A 17,062-nucleotide genomic window follows, 5' to 3' on the forward strand; every position below is an offset into this window, starting at 1 on the left:
CAGGATGACCGGCATGGCGATGACGGCGAAGGTGAAGGACGAGCTGAGCAGGTTCGCCGTGACGAAGCCCTGCTGTCGCAAGGCCGAGGTGGCCGCGACACTGAGGTTCGCCGGGGGGCTGCACATCATCGGGGGGCGCATCGTCGTCGAGGCCGAGCTCGACACCGCGAACGCGGCGCGACGGCTGCGACGCGAGCTCGCCGAGGTCTACGGCCACACCCCGGAGGTCCTCGTGCTCGCGGCGGGTGGGCTGCGCAAGGGCAGCAGGTACGTCGTGCGCGTGGTCCAGGACGGCGAGGCGCTGGCCCGGCAGACCGGGCTCATCGACAGCCGCGGCCGACCCGTGCGCGGGCTGCCGCCCAAGGTCGTGAGCGGCTCGGTGTGCGACGCGGAGGCCGCCTGGCGCGGGGCCTTCCTCGCGCACGGGTCCCTCACCGAGCCCGGCCGCAGCAGCGCCCTGGAGGTCACGTGCCCCGGCCCGGAGGCCGCCCTGGCCCTCGTCGGTGCGGCTCGCCGGCTCGGCATCTCGGCCAAGGCCCGGGAGGTCCGCGGCGTCGACCGCGTCGTCATCCGCGACGGCGACGCCATCGGCGCCATGCTCACCCGGCTGGGCGCGCACGACGCCGTGCTCGCGTGGGAGGAGCGGCGCATCCGCCGCGAGGTCCGCGCCACCGCCAACCGGCTCGCCAACTTCGACGACGCCAACCTGCGCCGCTCGGCCCGCGCGGCCGTGGCGGCGGGGGCCCGCGTCGAGCGCGCGATGGAGATCCTCGGCGAGGAGATCCCCGACCACCTGCGCGAGGCCGGCAGCCTGCGGCTGGAGCACAAGCAGGCCAGCCTCGAGGAGCTCGGCCAGCTGGCCGACCCGCCGATGACGAAGGACGCCGTCGCCGGACGCATCCGCCGCCTCCTCGCGATGGCCGACAAGCGGGCCTCCGACGAGGGCATCCCCAACACCGAGGCCGTCCTCACCCCGGACATGCTCGACACCTGACGAGCGGGTCACGCCGGCGCCCCGCGAGGGGCGCCGTCGTGCTCAGCCGGGCGTGCGTAAGCGGTTACTCGCCCGTACCCCGGACGGTGTCCCCGGTCACACGGCGGGGGTCTAGGGTTGACGGCGAACCCCGTGCCACGACCCCCGTGGCTTCCGTTTGAGTGGAAGGCAGCACCCCCGTGACCGTTCGCGTAGGGATCAACGGCTTCGGCCGGATCGGCCGCAACTTCTTCCGGGCCGTCCAGGCCTCCGGTGCCGACATCGAGATCGTCGCCGCCAACGACCTGATGGACAACAAGAGCATCGCCCACCTCCTCAAGTACGACTCCGTGCTCGGCGTCCTCCAGGACGACGTCAGCGCCACCGAGGACTCCATCACCGTCGGCGGCCAGACCATCAAGGTCTTCGCCGAGCGCGACCCCGCGGCCATCGCCTGGGGCGACGCCGGCGCTGACATCGTCATCGAGTCGACCGGCATCTTCACCGACGGCCAGAAGGCGCACGCCCACATCGACGGCGGCGCCAAGAAGGTCATCATCTCGGCCCCCGCCTCCAACGAGGACGCCACCTTCGTCATGGGTGTCAACCACGACACCTACGACGCCGAGAAGCACCACGTCATCTCCAACGCCTCGTGCACGACGAACTGCCTCGCGCCGATGGCCAAGCCGCTCCACGACGAGCTCACCATCGTCAAGGGCCTGATGACGACCATCCACGCCTACACGCAGGACCAGAACCTGCTCGACGGCCCGCACAAGGACCTGCGCCGCGCCCGCGCCGCCGCCCTCAACATCATCCCCACGAGCACCGGTGCGGCCAAGGCCATCGGCCTGGTCCTCCCCGACCTCAAGGGCAAGCTCGACGGCTACGCCCTGCGCGTCCCGGTCCCCACCGGCTCGGCCACCGACCTCACCTTCGAGGCCGGCCGCGAGACCTCGGTCGCCGAGGTCAACGCGATCCTCAAGGCTGCCGCCGAGGGCCCGCTCAAGGGCTTCCTCAAGTACACCGAGGACCCGATCGTCAGCTCGGACATCGTCACCGACCCGCACTCCTGCATCTTCGACGCCGGCCTGACCAAGGTCATCGACAACCAGGTGAAGGTCGTCGGCTGGTACGACAACGAGTGGGGCTACTCCAACCGCCTCATCGACCTCACCGCCCTCGTCGGCGCGAGCCTCTGAGCGGGACGGGACCGATCGCCACCATGGGTGACATCGCCACGCTGGGCGACCTGCGCGGCAAGCGCGTCCTCGTCCGGTCCGACCTCAACGTGCCCCTCGACGGCACGACGATCACCGACGACGGCCGGATCCGGGCCTCGGTCCCGACCATCGCGCAGCTGTCCGAGGCGGGCGCACGCGTCATCGTGTGCGCCCACCTCGGGCGGCCCAAGGGCGCGCCCGAGGAGAAGTACTCGCTGCGCCCGGTCGTCGACCGGCTCGCCGAGCTCCTCGGCCGTCCGGTGGCCTTCGCCACCGACACGGTGGGGGAGAGCGCGCAGGCGGCCGTCGCGGCCCTCGAGGACGGCGACGTCGTCCTCCTCGAGAACCTCCGGTTCAACGCCGGAGAGACGGCCAAGACCGACAAGGACCGCGCCGCATTCGCCGACGCCCTCGCGGGCCTGGCCGACGCGTTCGTCTCCGACGGCTTCGGGGTCGTGCACCGCAAGCAGGCCTCGGTCTACGACGTCGCCACCCGGCTGCCGTCGGCGATGGGCGGCCTCGTCGCCACCGAGGTCGACGTCCTCAAGCGGCTCACCGTCGACCCCGAGCGGCCGTACGCGGTCGTCCTCGGCGGCGCCAAGGTCGCCGACAAGCTCGCCGTCATCGACAACCTGATGAAGACCGCCGACCGCCTGCTCATCGGCGGCGGCATGGTCTTCACCTTCCTCGCGGCCCAGGGCCACGAGATCGGCAGGAGCCTGTTCGACCCCGACAGCGTGGAGGCCTGCAAGGGCTACCTCGCCGCGGCGCAGGAGAACGGCGTCGAGATCGTCCTGCCCGTCGACGTCGTCGTCGGCAAGGACTTCTCGGCCGACACGCAGGTCGACACCGTCGACGCCGACGCCATCCCCGCCGACGCCATCGGCCTGGACATCGGCCCGCGCTCCGCCGAGCTCTACGCGCAGAAGCTGGCCGACACCCGCACGGTCTTCTGGAACGGCCCGATGGGCGCGTTCGAGATGGCGCCGTTCGCGGCCGGCACGCTGCGCGTCGCGCAGGCACTCGTCGACGTCACGGCCGACGGTGCTCTTACCGTCGTCGGTGGTGGCGACTCCGCCGCCGCCGTGCGCCAGCTCGGCTTCGAGGACGACCAGTTCGGCCACATCTCCACCGGTGGGGGTGCTTCCCTCGAGTACCTCGAGGGCAAGGAGCTCCCCGGTATCGCGATCCTCACGAAGGAGCACTGACCCATGGCCTCCGGCCGCACCCCGCTCATGGCGGGCAACTGGAAGATGAACCTCGACCACCTCCAGGCGACGCACCTCGTGCAGAAGCTCGACTGGACCCTCAAGGACGGTCGCCACGACCACGGCAAGGTCGAGGTCGCGGTGCTGCCGCCGTTCACCGACATCCGCAGCGTGCAGACGCTCATCGACGGTGACCGCCTCGAGCTTAAGCACGGTGCCCAGGACCTCTCGGTCCACGACAGCGGCGCGTACACCGGCGAGATCAGCGGGGCCTTCCTCGCCAAGCTCGGCTGCACGTACGTCGTCGTCGGCCACAGCGAGCGGCGCGAGTACCACGCCGAGGGCGACGAGGTCGTCAACGCCAAGGTCAAGGCCGCCTACAGGCACGGCCTCACGCCGATCTTCTGCTGCGGCGAGGGCCTGGAGATCCGCCAGGCCGGCACGCAGGTCGAGCACGTCCTCGCCCAGGTGGAGGCCGGCCTCGCCGGGCTGCCCGTCGAGCAGGCCAAGAGCGTCGTCGTCGCCTACGAGCCCATCTGGGCCATCGGCACGGGCGAGGTCGCCACGCCGGAGGACGCGCAGGAGGTCTGCGCCGCCATCCGCACCAAGCTCGCCGAGCTGTACAGCGGGGACGTCGCCGACGGCATCCGCGTGCTCTACGGCGGATCGGTGAAGTCCGGCAACGTCGCGGCCATCATGGCCAAGGAGGACGTCGACGGCGCCCTCGTCGGCGGTGCCTCGATCGACCCCGTCGAGTTCGCCTCGATCTGCCGGTTCCGCGACCACGTCGCCACGGCCTGAGCCCACCTGTCGGGTCCTGCTCGCACGAGCGGTTATCCTGTACCGGTTGTCCCCCCGACCCCGCACGAAGGATTGCCCGTGGACGCGGTTCGCATCGGCCTCCAGGTCCTCCTGGTCCTCGGTGGATTGTTCCTGACCCTCCTCATCCTGCTCCACAAGGGCAAGGGTGGCGGTCTGTCCGACATGTTCGGCGGTGGGATGTCGAGCTCGCTGGGCGGCTCCTCCGTCGCCGAGCGCAACCTCGACCGGATCACGATCGCCGTGGCCGTCGTCTGGTTCACGTGCATCGTGGGCCTGGGCGTCCTCGAGCGCTTCGCCTGAGAAGGGACTGACATGGCTGGAGGAAACGCGATCCGCGGGTCGCGCGTCGGCGCGGGCCCCATGGGCGAGGCCGAGCGCGGTGAGGTCGCCCCGCGCGTCCACATCTCGTTCTGGTGCTCCAACGGGCACGAGACGAGGCCGAGCTTCTCCCACGAGGCCGGTCTGGCGATCCCCGAGCAGTGGGACTGTCCGCGCTGCGGGCTGCCCGCCGGTCAGGACGCCGACAACCCGCCCGCGGCCCCGAAGGTGGAGCCGTACAAGACGCACCTCGCGTACGTGAAGGAGCGCCGGTCCGACGAGGACGGCGCCGCCATCCTCGACGAGGCGCTGCAGACCCTGCGCGACCGCGGCCTCATCCAGTAGGACCCGCGCCGCTCACGAACGACGACCCCCGCCCTTGATGGGCGGGGGTCGCGTCGTGTCCGGGGTCTGCTCCACCGGGTCAGTGGCTGCCGGCGCGGGCCAGGTGCTCGGTGACGCCGGTGACCCAGCCCTTCTCGCGCGACATCCAGCGCACGGCCACGAGCATCCGGGTGACCACCGGCACGCCACGGCGGGGCGGCTCGACGGCGAGGTCGGTGCCGAACGGGTCGATGCTCACGACCCAGCGGTACCCGGCGAGGACGAGGTGGTCACCGATCGCCGTGCCGATGACGTCGACCGCGGACGACGCGTCGCCCTCGACGTGCGCGTCGACCGCCCGGTCGTAGGCCGCCGCGACCGTGTCGAGGTCGGCGGGGTCGATGCCCAGCTCTCCGTAGCGCGCGCGGGCCTCCTCGAGGGTGGCCTGCTCGTCGGGGGTCAGGTGACGGATCCCGATCTCCTCGACCGGCTCGAGGTCGTCGGCGAACGCCTCGTCCTCGACCGGGCCGGTGTCGTCGGGGGAGGAGCCGTCACGGCCCCGCAGGCGGTCCATGAAGCCCATCGCGCTACTCCCGACTCTCGAGGTCGCCGGCGGCGTCGGTGTCGACCAGCCAGAGCGTGCGCTCCTGGCCGTGGACGTGGGCGGCGGGGGTGGTCTCCAGCGGGGCTCCCGTGACGCCGCGACGCACGGCGTCGGCCTTGTCGGCGCCGCTGACGAGGAACCAGACCTCCCGCGACCGCTCGAGGCACTCGAGGGTCAGGGAGACGCGGGTGGGCGGCGGCTTGGGGGAGTCGTGGACCGCGATGGCGATGGCGTCGGTCGTGCCGGCCGCCGGGTGGTGGGGGAACAGCGAGGCGATGTGGCCGTCGGGACCGACCCCGAGGACCATGACGTCGAACGCGCCGGCGTCGGCCGAGCGGACCGTGGCCGAGTAGGCGGCGGCGCTCTCCTCGGCCGAGGACGTGGTGTCGGGTCCCGGCACCCGGTGGACGTGCGCGGGGTCCAGGCCGAGGGAGGCCAGGCCGGCGGCGTCGTTCTGGGTGTCGTTGCGGTCGGTGTCACCGGCGGGCAGGTAGCGCTCGTCGCCCCACCAGACGTGCACCTGTGACCAGTCCACGGCGTCGCGGGCGGGCAGTGCGGCGAGCGACCGGACGATCTCCGAGCCCATCGAGCCGCCCGTCATCGAGACGTGGGCGACCCCGCGAGCCGACTGCGCGTCGATGATGGCCACGGCCAGCCGGGCGGCCGCGCCGTCGGCGAGGGCCTGCTTGCCGGGGTGGACGACCACGGTGCTCGTGCTCACGACGATCCTCCCGCGCGGTCCTTCTTCGCGGCGGCCAGCTTGCGGGTGGCGGCCTTCTTGACCTGCCCGGGGTCGTCGGCCTTCGGCGGCATCGGGCGGTCGATCATGGTGCTGCTGCCCCCGGCGCGTGCGGCCCGCCGGAGCCGCTGGGCCGTGCGGGCAGCCTCGGCCACCGACGGCGCCCGGCCCGCCTTGACGGCCTCGCTCGCGGTCTGGCGCGAGAGGGTGACCTTCGCCAGCCCCTTGGTGAGGGCGTCGGCGTAGACCTCGTCGGCGTCGAGGCGGCGCAGCTCGTCGGCGAGGCACTCGGCGTCACCGCGGTGGGGGAGCGCGATGGTGCGGTCGGGCTGGGCGGGCTGCGAGAGCGTCGCCGTGTTCCCGTCCTGCGGTCGGACGAGGTCGACGGTGCCGCTGGCGCGCTCGAGCCGCACCGAGATGATGCCGCTGCGGTTGCGCGACCGGGCCAGCGAGACCGGGCACTTCAGCCGCACCGCGAGCCAGCCGGCCAGCAGCTCGCCCGAGGGGGAGTCGCCGCCGGCCACGACCGTGGCCGCCGTGACCTGCTCGTACGGCGGCTGGTCGAGCGCCGCCGCCAGCAGGCCGCGCCACAGGGTGATGCGCGACCAGGCGAGGTCGCTGTCGCCGTGGGCGTACGCGTCGGCGTAGCGCTTGAGGGCGGTGCGCGGCGACCCGCTCGAGTGCGAGGCGTCGGTGACCCGGCGCTGCGCCATCAGGCCGATGGGGTCCTGCGAGGGCACCTTCGGCGACGCGGTGGGCCACCAGGCGACGATGGGGGAGTCGGCGAGGAGCAGCGGGGTGACCACGGCCCGGCCGTGCGAGGCGAGCGGTCCGTAGAGCCGCAGCACGACGACCTCCGAGGCGCCGGCGTCGCCGCCGACCCGGATCTGGCCGTCGAGCCGGGCGGCCCCGCGCTTGTTGCCCGTGACGACGACGATGATGCGGCACGGGTGCTGCCGGCTGGCGTCGTTGGCCGTGGCGATGGCCGACTCGGCCTCGTCCTCGTCGACGACGACGATGAGGGTGAGGACGCGCGAGAGCGCCATCGACCCGGTGTCGGAGCGCATCCGGACGAGCTTCTTGGAGATCGCGGCCGTGGAGGTGGCCGGCAGGTCGACGATCATGGCAGCCTCCACTCGCGGCCGTCGCGGCGCATCATCTCGTCGGAGCCGTCGGGGCCCCAGCCGCCGGAGGTGTACTGCTCCGGCTTGGCGCCCTTGGTGGCCCAGAACTTCTCGATGGGGTCGAGGATCTCCCAGGAGAGCTCGACCTCCTCGTGCCGCGGGAAGAGCGGCGGCTCGCCGAGCAGGACGTCGAGGATGAGGCGCTCGTAGGCCTCGGGGGAGGACTCGGTGAACGCGCGGCCGTACCCGAAGTCCATGGTGACGTCGCGGACCTCCATCTGCGCGCCGGGCACCTTGGCGCCGAAGCGCAGGGTCACGCCCTCGTCGGGCTGGACCCGGATGACGATGGCGTTCTGCCCGAGCTCCTCGGTGGCGGTGTGGGTGAACGGCAGGTGTGGGGCCTTCTTGAAGACGACCGCGATCTCGGTGACCCGCTTGCCCAGACGCTTGCCGGCGCGCAGGTAGAACGGGACCCCGGCCCAGCGGCGGGTGTCGACGTCGAGCCGCACGGCCGCGTAGGTCTCGGTGCCGCTGCCCTTGGCCACGCCCTCCTCCTGGAGGTAGCCGACGACCTCCTCGCCGCCCTGCCAGCCCGCGGCGTACTGCCCGCGGGCGGTGCCGTTGGCGAGGTCGGCGGGCAGCCGGACGGCCGAGAGCACCTTCTCCTTCTCGAAGCGCAGCCCCTCGGCGTTGAAGGAGACCGGCTCCTCCATCGCGGTGAGGGCGAGCAGCTGGAGCAGGTGGTTCTGGATGACGTCGCGCGCCGCCCCGATGCCGTCGTAGTACCCCGCGCGCCCCCCGATGCCGATGTCCTCGGCCATGGTGATCTGCACGTGGTCGACGTAGTTGGCGTTCCACACCGGCTCGAACATCTGGTTGGCGAAGCGCAGCGCCAGCAGGTTCTGGACCGTCTCCTTGCCGAGGTAGTGGTCGATGCGGAACACCGCGTCGGCCGGGAACACCTTCTCGACGATGGAGTTCAGCTCGCGGGCCGAGGCGAGGTCGTGCCCGAACGGCTTCTCGATGACGACGCGGCGCCACGACCCGGCCTGCGGGGTCGACAGCCCCGAGCGCTCGAGCTGCTGGCACACCGTGGAGAAGAACGACGGCGGGATCGACAGGTAGAACGCGTGGTTGCCGCCGGTGCCGCGCTGCTCGTCGAGCTGGCGGACCGTCTCGGCGAGCAGGTCGAAGGCGTCGTCGTCGTCGAAGGTGCCCGGGACGAACCGGATCCCCTCGGCGAGGGTCCGCCACACCTCCTCGCGGAACGGGGTGCGGGCGCGTTCGCGCACGGCCTCGTGGACGATCTTGCCGAAGTCCTGGTCCTGCCAGTCGCGCCGGGCGAACCCGATGAGCGAGAAGCCGGGCGGCAGGAGGCCGCGGTTGGCGAGGTCGTAGATCGCCGGCATGAGCTTCTTGCGGGCGAGGTCTCCGGTGACGCCGAACATCACCATCGAGCAGGGTCCGGCGATGCGCGGGAGGCGCTTGTCGCGGGGGTCTCGCAAGGGGTTGGCGCCGGGGCCGACGCGGGCGGGGCTCACCCGTGGGTCCGTCCGAGCGCGGCCGTCACCTGGGCCAGGCCGCTGTCGTGGTCGGTGAGGTGGAGCCGGAGCACCGGACGACCGTGGTCGGCGAGCACGGTGGCGTCGCCCGCGGCCTGCGAGGCGATGAACTGGCCGAGCGTGAAGTCGCGGCCGGGGACGTCGAGGTCCTGGGCCGGGGCGGTGGTGACCTGCACGTAGACCCCGGTGGCCGGACCACCCTTGTGGTACTGCCCGGTGGAGTGCAGGAAGCGCGGCCCCCAGCCGAAGGTGGCCGGGCGGCCGGTGCGGTCGAACAGGTCGCGGGCGACGTGCTCGAGGTCGGCGTCGGCCTCGCGGTCGAGGTAGGCCATGACGGCGACGTAGCCGTGGCTGCCGTCCAGCCGGGCGAGCAGGGCGTCGACGGCGGCGTCGACGGTGGACGCGTCGCCGAGCCAGTCGCCACCGAGCGCGCGGACCTCCACGGCGCCGTCGGTGAACGCCGGGGCGTCACCCGCGCCGATGCCGGCGTCGAGCAGCTCGCGGGCCGCGGCCTTCGCGCTCTCGACGTCGGGCTGGTCGAACGGGTTGATGCCGAGAAGGCGTCCGGCCACGGCGGTGGCGGCCTCCCACAGCAGCATCTGGGCACCGAGCGGACCGGCGACGGTGACGAGCGAGGCCGCGGTGGCGGCCGTGGCCGAGTCGGCCTCGACGTCGGTGTCGTCATCGGACGCGACGAGGCGCACGACCGTGGCGTCGTCGTACAGGTGCGCGGGCTCGGTGCCGATGGCGACGACCGGGAGGATGCCCGTGCCGTCCTTGCCGGTGGACTCGGCGATGAGCTGCTCGGCCCAGGCGCCGAAGCCGACGTTCTCGGTGCCGTCGTCGACGAGGACGAGCTTGTCGCGCAGGGGAGCGGTGCCACCCATGGCCGCACCGAGGCGCAGCGCCGGGTTGGCGTCGTCGTCGGCGGCGAGGATGTCGGTGACGGCCTCGGCGTCGTCGAGCAGCGCCTCGATGTCGGCGCCGGCCAGTCCGCTCGGGACGAGGCCGAACGCGGTGAGCGCCGAGTACCGGCCGCCGACGTCGGGGTCGGCGTTGACGACGCGGAAGCCACGCGAGCGGGCGTCGCCGTCGAGCGGGCTGCCCGGGTCGGTGACGACGACGAGCCGGGTCGTGGGGTCGATGCCGGCCTCGGTGAAGGCGGCCTCGAACGCGCGGCGCTGGCTGTCGGTCTCGACCGTGGAGCCGGACTTGCTCGACACGACGACGACCGTGCGGTCGAGGTCGGTGAGGGCGGCGCGGACGACGTCGGGGTCGGAGGAGTCGAGGACGACGATCGGCACCCCGGCCGTGGCGCAGATGACCTCCGGGGCCAGCGACGACCCGCCCATCCCGCACAGGACGACGCGGTCGTAGCCGGTCTCCTCGAGCTCGCCCTTCAGCGCGGCGATCTCGCCGACGAGGTGTCGCGAGGAGCGGGCCAGGCCCGTCCAGGACAGGCGCTTGGCGGACTCCTCCTCGGCGGCCTCACCCCACAGGGTGTGGTCCTGCGCGAAGAGGCGGCTCGCGACCCGGTCGGCGACGAGGGTCGGCACGTGCGCGGCGACGGCGTCGGCCGCCGCCCCGGTGGCCGTGACGTCGAGGGTGCTCATGCGGGGGCCTTCTCGAGCTCGGTGCGCACGCCGGCCAGGAGCTCCTCCCACGACTTCTCGAACTTGTCGACGCCCTCCTTCTCGAGCTGGGCCGTGACGTCGGCGTAGGAGATGCCCAGCCGCTCGAGGCTGTCGAGCACCTCGGCCGCCTCCGCGTAGTACGGGGTCACGGTGTCGCCGGTGACCTCGCCGTGGTCGGCGGTGGCGTCGAGGGTCTTCTCCGGCATGGTGTTGACCGTGTTCGGCGCGACGAGCTCGGTGACGTAGAGGGTGTCCGAGTACGCGGGGTCCTTGACGCCGGTTGACGCCCACAGCGGGCGCTGGGGGTGCGCCCCGGCATCCGCGAGCGACTGCCAGCGGGGGGTGGAGAAGACCTCCTCGAACGCCTGGTAGGCGAGGCGGGCGTTGGCCACGGCCGCCTTGCCCCGCAGGGACGTGGCCTCGTCGGTGCCGATGGCGTCGAGGCGCTTGTCGATCTCGGAGTCGACGCGCGAGACGAAGAACGACGCGACCGAGCGGATGCGCGAGAGGTCCTTGCCGTTCTCGCGGGCCTGCTCGAGCCCGGTGAGGAACGCGTTCATCACCGCGCGGTAGCGGTCGAGGCTGAAGATCAGCGTGACGTTGACCGAGATGCCCTCTGCGAGAACCTGGCTGATGGCCGGGAGGCCCTCGACCGTGGCGGGGATCTTGATGAGGACGTTGGGCCGGTCGACCGCCTCGGAGAGCTGCTTCGCCTCGGCGACGGTGCGGGCCGTGTCGTGGGCGAGGCGCGGGTCGACCTCGATGGACACGCGGCCGTCGAGGCCGTCGGTGGCCTCGAACACCGGCGCGAAGATGTCGCAGGCGTCGCGGACGTCGCGCGTGGTGAGGGTGAAGACGGTCTCCTCCACCGTCTTGCCCGCTGCGGCGAGCTCGGCGACCTGCTCGTCGTAGGCGTCACCCTCGTTGAGGGCGGCCTGGAAGATCGACGGGTTCGTGGTGACCCCGACGACGCCCTTGGTGTCGATGACCTCCTGGAGGTTGCCCGAGCGCAGCCGCTCGCGCGAGAGATCGTCGAGCCAGATCGACACGCCGTTGGCGGCGAGGTCCTTCAGTGCGGTGCTGGTCATCAGTCCTACTTCCCTGCCGAGGCCGCGCTCTTGCGGCTCGGCGCCTTGGTGGTGCGGACGTCGGTACCGGTGTCCTTGCGGGCTCGCGGCGCGGTCTCGTTCACGGACGGGACGTGACCGGCCTTCTTCGCCGCCCCCAGCGAGTCCTTGGCCGCCTTGACGACGGCCTCGGGCGTGAAACCGAACTCGCGGAACAGGGTTGCGGCGTCGGCGGAGGCACCGAAGTGCTCGATGCTGACGCAGCGACCGGAGTCACCGACGAGGTCGTGCCACCCCATCGACACCCCCGCCTCGACGCTGACGCGGGCGCGCACGGAGGGCGGCAGGACCTTGTTCTGGTAGGAGCGCGGCTGCTCCTCGAACCATTCCCGGCAGGGCATCGAGACGACGCGGGTGCCGATGCCGGACTTCTCCAGGCGCAGGCGCGCCTCGAGGGCCAGTGACACCTCGGAACCGGTGGCGATGATGACGACGTCGGGCTCGCCACCCTTCGCGGAGTCGACGAGGACGTAGGCGCCCTTGGCGACGCCGGTGGCCTTCGCGTGCTCCTTGCGGTCGACGGTGGGGAGCGGCTGGCGGGACAGGGCCAGGCCGGCGGGACGACCGCGGCGCAGCACCTCGGCCCACGCCTGGGCCGTCTCGTTGGCGTCGGCCGGGCGCACGACGTCCAGGCCCGGGATGGCGCGCAGCGCGGCGAGGTGCTCGACCGGCTGGTGGGTGGGGCCGTCCTCGCCCAGGCCGATGGAGTCGTGGGTCCACACGTAGGTGACGGGCACCTGCTGGATGGCCGCGAGGCGGACCGCCGGGCGCATGTAGTCGGAGAAGACGAGGAAGGTGCCGCCGTAGGGCCGGGTGAGGCCCTCGAGCGCGATCCCGTTGAGGATCATGCCCATCGCGTTCTCGCGGATGCCGAAGTGCAGGGTGCGCCCGTACGGCCCGCCCTTCCACTCGTGCGTCTGCTTGCCCTTGGGGATGAAGGAGGGCTCGCCCGCCATCGTCGTGTTGTTCGACTCGGCGAGGTCCGCGGACCCGCCCCAGAGCTCGGGGAGGACCGGCGCGAGGGCCCCGAGGACCTTGCCCGAGGCCGCGCGCGTGGCGATGCCCTTGGCGTCGGCGGGGAACTCGGGCAGGGACTTCTCGAACCCGGCGGGGAGGGCCCCGGTGACGAGGCGGTCGAGGAGGGTGGCGGCCTCGGCGTTGGCCTTGCGCCACGCGGCGTAGGTCTTGTCCCACGCCTTGTGCGCCGCCTTGCCGCGGGTCTTGACCTCGCGGGCGCGCTTGAGGGCGTCCTTGTCGACGTCGAAGGTCTTGGCCGGGTCGAACCCGAGGAGCTCCTTGGTGGCCTTGATCTCGGCGTCGCCGAGGGCGGAGCCGTGCGACTTGCCGGTGCCGCGCGCGGTGGGCGCGGGCCAGGCGATGACGGTGTGCAGGCGCACGAGGGTCGGCCTGCGCGAGCCACGGCTCTTCTGCAGCGCCGTGTAGAGGGCGTCGACGTCCTCGACGTAGTCGGCGGTGCCGGCCGGGTTCGAGCTGCGGCGCCAGTCGATGTCGACGACGTCCCAGCCGTAGGCCTCGTAGCGCTTCGCGACGTCCTCGCTGAAGGAGATGTCGGTGTCGTCCTCGATGGAGATCTGGTTCGCGTCGTAGACGACGGTGAGGTTGCCGAGCTCCTGGTGGCCGGCGAGCGAGGAGGCCTCGGACGCCACGCCCTCCATGAGGTCGCCGTCGGAGGCGAGCACCCACACGTGGTGGTCGAACGGCGACGTGCCGGGCTTGGCGTCGGGGTCGAGGAGGCCGCGCTGGCGACGCTGCGCCATCGCCATCCCGACGGCCGACGCGAGGCCGGAGCCGAGCGGGCCGGTCGTGATCTCGACGCCCTTGGTGTGGTGGACCTCGGGGTGGCCGGGAGTCAGGGAACCCCACGTGCGCAACGACTTGAGGTCGGTGAGCTCGAGCCCGTACCCGCTGAGGTAGAGCTGGATGTACTGGGTGAGCGAGGAGTGCCCGCAGGACAGCACGAACCGGTCGCGGCCGAGCCAGGCCGGGTCGGACGGGTCGTGGACCATGACGTTCTGGAAGAGCAGGTAGGCCACCGGGGCCAGGCTCATCGCGGTGCCGGGGTGGCCGTTGCCCACCTTCTGCACGGCGTCGGCGGCGAGGACGCGGACCGTGTCGACGGCCCTGACGTCGTGGTCGTTCCAGCCGGCCTTGCGAGCCTTCGGACGGGTGATGTCGCTGCTCCGTCCGGACGTCGTCGTCGTGGTGCGGCGGGTGGTGGTCTTCGCGCTCACAGGGGCCTCTCTCGCGGGGTCGTGCACGCCATGGAACAGTCCACCGACCACCCTAGTGTCTGGTGGGACCCGGCGGTTGGGGCCGCCCGCCGGCCGGAGGCTAGAATCGCCGGGCACCCGAAGGCCGACCCGAAGGACGACGTGGCCACCACCCCGATCGCGACCGAAGCACCGTCGGTGACCGGTCCGCGGCGACGGAGCACGCTGGCCGCGTACCTGGCCCTGACCAAGCCGCGGATCATCGAGCTCCTGCTCGTCACCACCGTGCCGGTCATGTTCCTCGCCGAGCGCGGAGTGCCTTCTCTCTGGCTGGTTCTCGCCACCCTGGTGGGCGGTTCGCTGAGCGCCGGAGCGGCCAACACCTTCAACTCGGTCTACGACCGCGACATCGACCGGCTCATGCACCGCACGAGCTCGCGCCCGATGGTCACCGGCGAGATCAGCCCGCGCAACGGCCTCCTCTTCGGCGCGCTGCTCACCGTGCTCTCCACGGTGTGGTTCCTCGCCCTGGTGAACGTGCTCTCCGCCGTGCTCTCGCTCGTCGCGATCGCGCTCTACGCCGTCGGCTACACCGTGCTGCTCAAGCGGCGCACGTCGCAGAACATCGTGTGGGGCGGCATCGCCGGCTGCATGCCGACGCTCATCGGGTGGTCGGCCGTCACGGGCACCGTCGGGTGGGCGGCGGTCGTCCTCTTCCTCGTCATCTTCTTCTGGACGCCGCCGCACTACTGGCCGCTGTCGATGGCGTTCCGCGACGACTACTCCGCGGCGGGTGTCCCGATGCTGCCCGTCGAGCAGGGTCCGGTCGCCGTCGGCCGCCAGATCGTCGCGTACTCGTGGGTCATGGTGGCGACGTCGCTCGTCCTCGTCCCGGTCGCGTCGATGGGCTGGGTCTACGCGGCCACCGCCGGGGTCGCCGGCGTGGTCTTCGTCGCTGAGGCGCACCGCCTGCTGCGGGCCGCCCGTCGCGGCGTCACCGGCCTCGCCCTCAAGCCGATGCGCCTGTTCCACTACTCGATCACCTACGTGACCGTGGTCTTCCTCGCGGTCGCCGTCGACCCGCTGCTCCACCTGCCGCTGTCCTGAGCCGCGTCCTCCCGTGGCATCTGCCCGGCCGGAAGGTCGCGGCCGCGCCCGTAGGGCCCCACGAGGACCCACAGCGACGCGACCGCGTGCACGCCGGCCATCAGCAGGATCGTCTCGCGGATGCCGAGGTGCGCTCCCAGCCAGCCCGCGGCGAGCCCGGCGAAGGGCATCGTCCCGAAGTTGAGGACGCTGCTCGCCGACAGGGTCCGGCCCAGCAGGTGCGGCGGCACCCACCGCTGGCGGAAGGCCGAGCGGATGACGTTCGCCCCCACGACACCGGTGCCCACGAGGATCGTCCCGAGCGCGACGAGGGCGATGCCCGCGCCGGGGGAGCCCGCGCCCACGAGGAGCGCGGTGGGCCCGCCGAGGACCTGGAGCCACCGCATCGCGCGGGCGCCGCCCAGGCGTGCGGAGAGGCGGTTGGCCACGACGGCACCGAGCAGGCCGCCGACGCTGCCGACGGCCATGACGGCGCCGACCGCTCCGGGGCCGACGTCGAGGTCGCGCACGAGGTGGAGGACGAGGAGCGCGCCGTACCCGGTGAGGGCGAAGTTGGAGGCCGCGCCCTGGAGGGTGAAGAAGCGCAGGTGCGGGTCTCGGGCCACGACGCGCACGCCCTCGGCGACGTCACGGCGCAGGCTGCGGGCAGGCGGGCGCTCGACGACCTGCAGCGCTCGGGTCGGGATGCGCCACAGGCAGACCGCCGAGACGAGGAAGCTGAGCGTGTCGGCCAGCAGCGCGAACGCGCCGCCGACGAGCTGGACGAGCAGGCCGCCCAGGCCCGGCCCGGCGACCTGCATCGCCGACTCGGTGCCGTAGAGGCGTCCGTTGGCGGCGTCGAGGTCCTCGGGCCGGACCACCCGCGGGACGACCGACCCGTAGGCCGTGCGGAAGAAGACCGAGCAGGTCCCGGTGAGCAGGGCGGCGACGGCGAGGTGGGTCAGCGTGAGGGCGTGCAGGGCCCACGCCACCGGCACCGAGGCCGTGGTGAGGGCGGCGGCGAGGTCGGCGGCGATCATCACGCGGCGGGGGTCGAGGCGGTCGACCCACGCGCCTGCGGGCAGGCCCACGAGCAGCCACGGGAGCCACGCGGCGGCCGACAGCACGCCCATCCAGCCCGGGCCGGCGTCGAAGGTCGTCACGGCGAGGAGGGGGACGACGACGGTGGTCGTCATCGCCCCCAGGACGCTGACGCCCTCGCCGACCCACAGCAGGCGGAAGCCGGTGTTGCGGGGGAGGGGAGCAGGTCCCGCGGTGACCGGGGCAGGGGCGCTCACGGCTGGCACGGGAACCCCCGGGCGAAGACGAGCACGGGCTCGCGCTCGGCGCCGTCGTCGGGCAGCTCGCGCTGGCCCCACCGCACGAGGACCTCGACGAGCTCGTCGGCGACCTCGCGCAGCTCGGCGGGGGTGACCCGCAGCCAGTTCTGCGTGGCGAAGGCGGCGTCGGCCCACTGCGGGTCGGTGTCGGCGTTGGACATCCACGCCTGCACGCGCTCGACCTGGCGGCGCAGGCCGAGGGCCTCGGCCTCGCGGGCGGCGGCGCCGGCGGCGGGGTCGTCCTCGAGCTCGAGGGTGCTCCAGCGGGTTCCGGAGCTGACGAGGCGCCACCAGCGCTCCCGGCGGTCGCGGGCCAGCTCGGGGGCCTCCTCGACCAGCCCGGCCTCGCTGAGCACCTTGAGGTGGTGGCTCGCGTTGCCCACGGCCTGGCCGGTCCGTGCGGCGAGCATCGAGGCGGTGGACGGGCCGTCGACCTTGAGCGCGTCCATCATCCGCGAACGGAAGGGGTGGGCCAGCGCGGCGAGGGAGCGGGCGTCGCGCAGCGTGCGCACTTCGGGCTTCGTCATGCCCATGACCGTATATCCACAATCATTCTTGTGCAATATGTCTTGTGCATGGGATCGCCGCACCACACCGCGGGCTACCGCCCGGTACGTGGGGTGATCGCCCCGCGTACCAGGCGGTAGCGCCCGGGAGAGGCGAAGGGGGGAGGGCAGCCCTCGACGAGGCGGGAATGAGGTACCTCAGACGAAGGCGGGGAGCCGGGGATACGGCAGGCGCCCG

Annotated in this window: 16 protein-coding genes; 7 read left to right on the forward strand and 9 right to left on the reverse strand. The window is 72.6% G+C overall.

Going from position 1 to position 17,062, the window contains the following annotated elements:
* The first annotated feature begins 13 nt into the window (after positions 1 to 13).
* The 6 genes from whiA (at position 14) to ACFLFB_RS09905 (ending at position 4,892) form a co-directional block, all read left to right on the forward strand.
* Positions 14 to 994 (forward strand): DNA-binding protein WhiA, encoded by a 981-nt coding sequence (gene whiA / locus ACFLFB_RS09880; RefSeq protein ID WP_392545409.1) that lies wholly within the window; start codon positions 14 to 16, stop codon positions 992 to 994.
* A 179-nt stretch (positions 995 to 1,173) separates the two neighbouring features.
* Positions 1,174 to 2,178 carry a type I glyceraldehyde-3-phosphate dehydrogenase gene (gene gap, locus ACFLFB_RS09885; RefSeq protein WP_392542002.1) on the forward strand — a complete coding sequence of 335 codons (1,005 nt, stop codon included), beginning with the start codon at positions 1,174 to 1,176 and terminating at the stop codon, positions 2,176 to 2,178.
* 23 nt (positions 2,179 to 2,201) lie between these two features.
* Entirely contained in the window at positions 2,202 to 3,407 is a 1,206-nt protein-coding gene (locus ACFLFB_RS09890; protein WP_392542003.1) for a phosphoglycerate kinase, read from the forward strand.
* Between the two features lie 3 nt (positions 3,408 to 3,410).
* Positions 3,411 to 4,208, forward strand: coding sequence for a triose-phosphate isomerase (tpiA, locus tag ACFLFB_RS09895; protein ID WP_392542004.1), 798 nt, complete (start codon positions 3,411 to 3,413; stop codon positions 4,206 to 4,208).
* Between the two features lie 78 nt (positions 4,209 to 4,286).
* Entirely contained in the window at positions 4,287 to 4,529 is a 243-nt protein-coding gene (secG, locus tag ACFLFB_RS09900; protein ID WP_392542005.1) for a preprotein translocase subunit SecG, read from the forward strand.
* A 12-nt stretch (positions 4,530 to 4,541) separates the two neighbouring features.
* Entirely contained in the window at positions 4,542 to 4,892 is a 351-nt protein-coding gene (locus tag ACFLFB_RS09905) for an RNA polymerase-binding protein RbpA (RefSeq protein ID WP_392542006.1), read from the forward strand.
* A gap of 79 nt (positions 4,893 to 4,971) precedes the next feature.
* Here the strand turns inward: ACFLFB_RS09905 and ACFLFB_RS09910 are convergent, their stop codons facing one another.
* Genes ACFLFB_RS09910 through tkt form a run of 7 tightly spaced genes read right to left on the reverse strand, consistent with a single transcriptional unit; the run spans position 4,972 to position 13,913 of the window.
* On the reverse strand, positions 4,972 to 5,445 hold the full coding sequence (locus ACFLFB_RS09910) for a hypothetical protein (RefSeq protein ID WP_392542007.1): 474 nt from the start codon (positions 5,443 to 5,445) through the stop codon (positions 4,972 to 4,974).
* Positions 5,446 to 5,458: 13 nt separating this feature from the next.
* The gene (pgl, locus tag ACFLFB_RS09915) at positions 5,459 to 6,196 is read right to left on the reverse strand and encodes a 6-phosphogluconolactonase (protein ID WP_392542008.1); all 738 of its coding nucleotides are present in this window, start codon (positions 6,194 to 6,196) and stop codon (positions 5,459 to 5,461) included.
* Positions 6,193 to 7,338 (reverse strand): glucose-6-phosphate dehydrogenase assembly protein OpcA, encoded by a 1,146-nt coding sequence (locus ACFLFB_RS09920; RefSeq protein ID WP_392542009.1) that lies wholly within the window; start codon positions 7,336 to 7,338, stop codon positions 6,193 to 6,195. The genes pgl and ACFLFB_RS09920 overlap by 4 nt, the downstream gene beginning before the upstream one ends.
* On the reverse strand, positions 7,335 to 8,879 hold the full coding sequence (gene zwf, locus ACFLFB_RS09925) for a glucose-6-phosphate dehydrogenase (protein WP_392542010.1): 1,545 nt from the start codon (positions 8,877 to 8,879) through the stop codon (positions 7,335 to 7,337). Before zwf ends, ACFLFB_RS09920 begins: the two co-directional genes overlap by 4 nt.
* A complete protein-coding gene (locus ACFLFB_RS09930) occupies positions 8,876 to 10,513 on the reverse strand; it encodes a glucose-6-phosphate isomerase (protein ID WP_392542011.1) in 1,638 nt (545 codons plus the stop codon). Before ACFLFB_RS09930 ends, zwf begins: the two co-directional genes overlap by 4 nt.
* Complete coding sequence (gene tal, locus ACFLFB_RS09935) at positions 10,510 to 11,622, reverse strand: transaldolase (protein WP_392542012.1); 1,113 nt, start codon at positions 11,620 to 11,622, stop codon at positions 10,510 to 10,512. The genes ACFLFB_RS09930 and tal overlap by 4 nt, the downstream gene beginning before the upstream one ends.
* A gap of 5 nt (positions 11,623 to 11,627) precedes the next feature.
* Positions 11,628 to 13,913 carry a transketolase gene (gene tkt, locus ACFLFB_RS09940; RefSeq protein ID WP_392542013.1) on the reverse strand — a complete coding sequence of 762 codons (2,286 nt, stop codon included), beginning with the start codon at positions 13,911 to 13,913 and terminating at the stop codon, positions 11,628 to 11,630.
* A gap of 141 nt (positions 13,914 to 14,054) precedes the next feature.
* On the opposite strand from tkt, the gene ACFLFB_RS09945 reads away from it, so the two are divergent.
* The gene (locus ACFLFB_RS09945) at positions 14,055 to 14,999 is read left to right on the forward strand and encodes a heme o synthase (RefSeq protein ID WP_392542014.1); all 945 of its coding nucleotides are present in this window, start codon (positions 14,055 to 14,057) and stop codon (positions 14,997 to 14,999) included.
* On the opposite strand, the gene ACFLFB_RS09950 is transcribed toward ACFLFB_RS09945, so the two are convergent.
* Together ACFLFB_RS09950 and ACFLFB_RS09955 are read right to left on the reverse strand one after the other, a co-directional pair.
* Positions 14,936 to 16,276 (reverse strand): MFS transporter, encoded by a 1,341-nt coding sequence (locus tag ACFLFB_RS09950; RefSeq protein WP_392542015.1) that lies wholly within the window; start codon positions 16,274 to 16,276, stop codon positions 14,936 to 14,938. The genes ACFLFB_RS09945 and ACFLFB_RS09950 overlap by 64 nt on opposite strands.
* On the reverse strand, positions 16,273 to 16,845 hold the full coding sequence (locus ACFLFB_RS09955; RefSeq protein ID WP_392542016.1) for an ArsR/SmtB family transcription factor: 573 nt from the start codon (positions 16,843 to 16,845) through the stop codon (positions 16,273 to 16,275). The genes ACFLFB_RS09950 and ACFLFB_RS09955 overlap by 4 nt, the downstream gene beginning before the upstream one ends.
* Between the last annotated feature and the right edge of the window lie 217 nt (positions 16,846 to 17,062).

It is taken from the genome of Oryzobacter telluris (assembly GCF_043099285.1).
Classification (GTDB): domain Bacteria; phylum Actinomycetota; class Actinomycetes; order Actinomycetales; family Dermatophilaceae; genus Oryzobacter; species Oryzobacter telluris.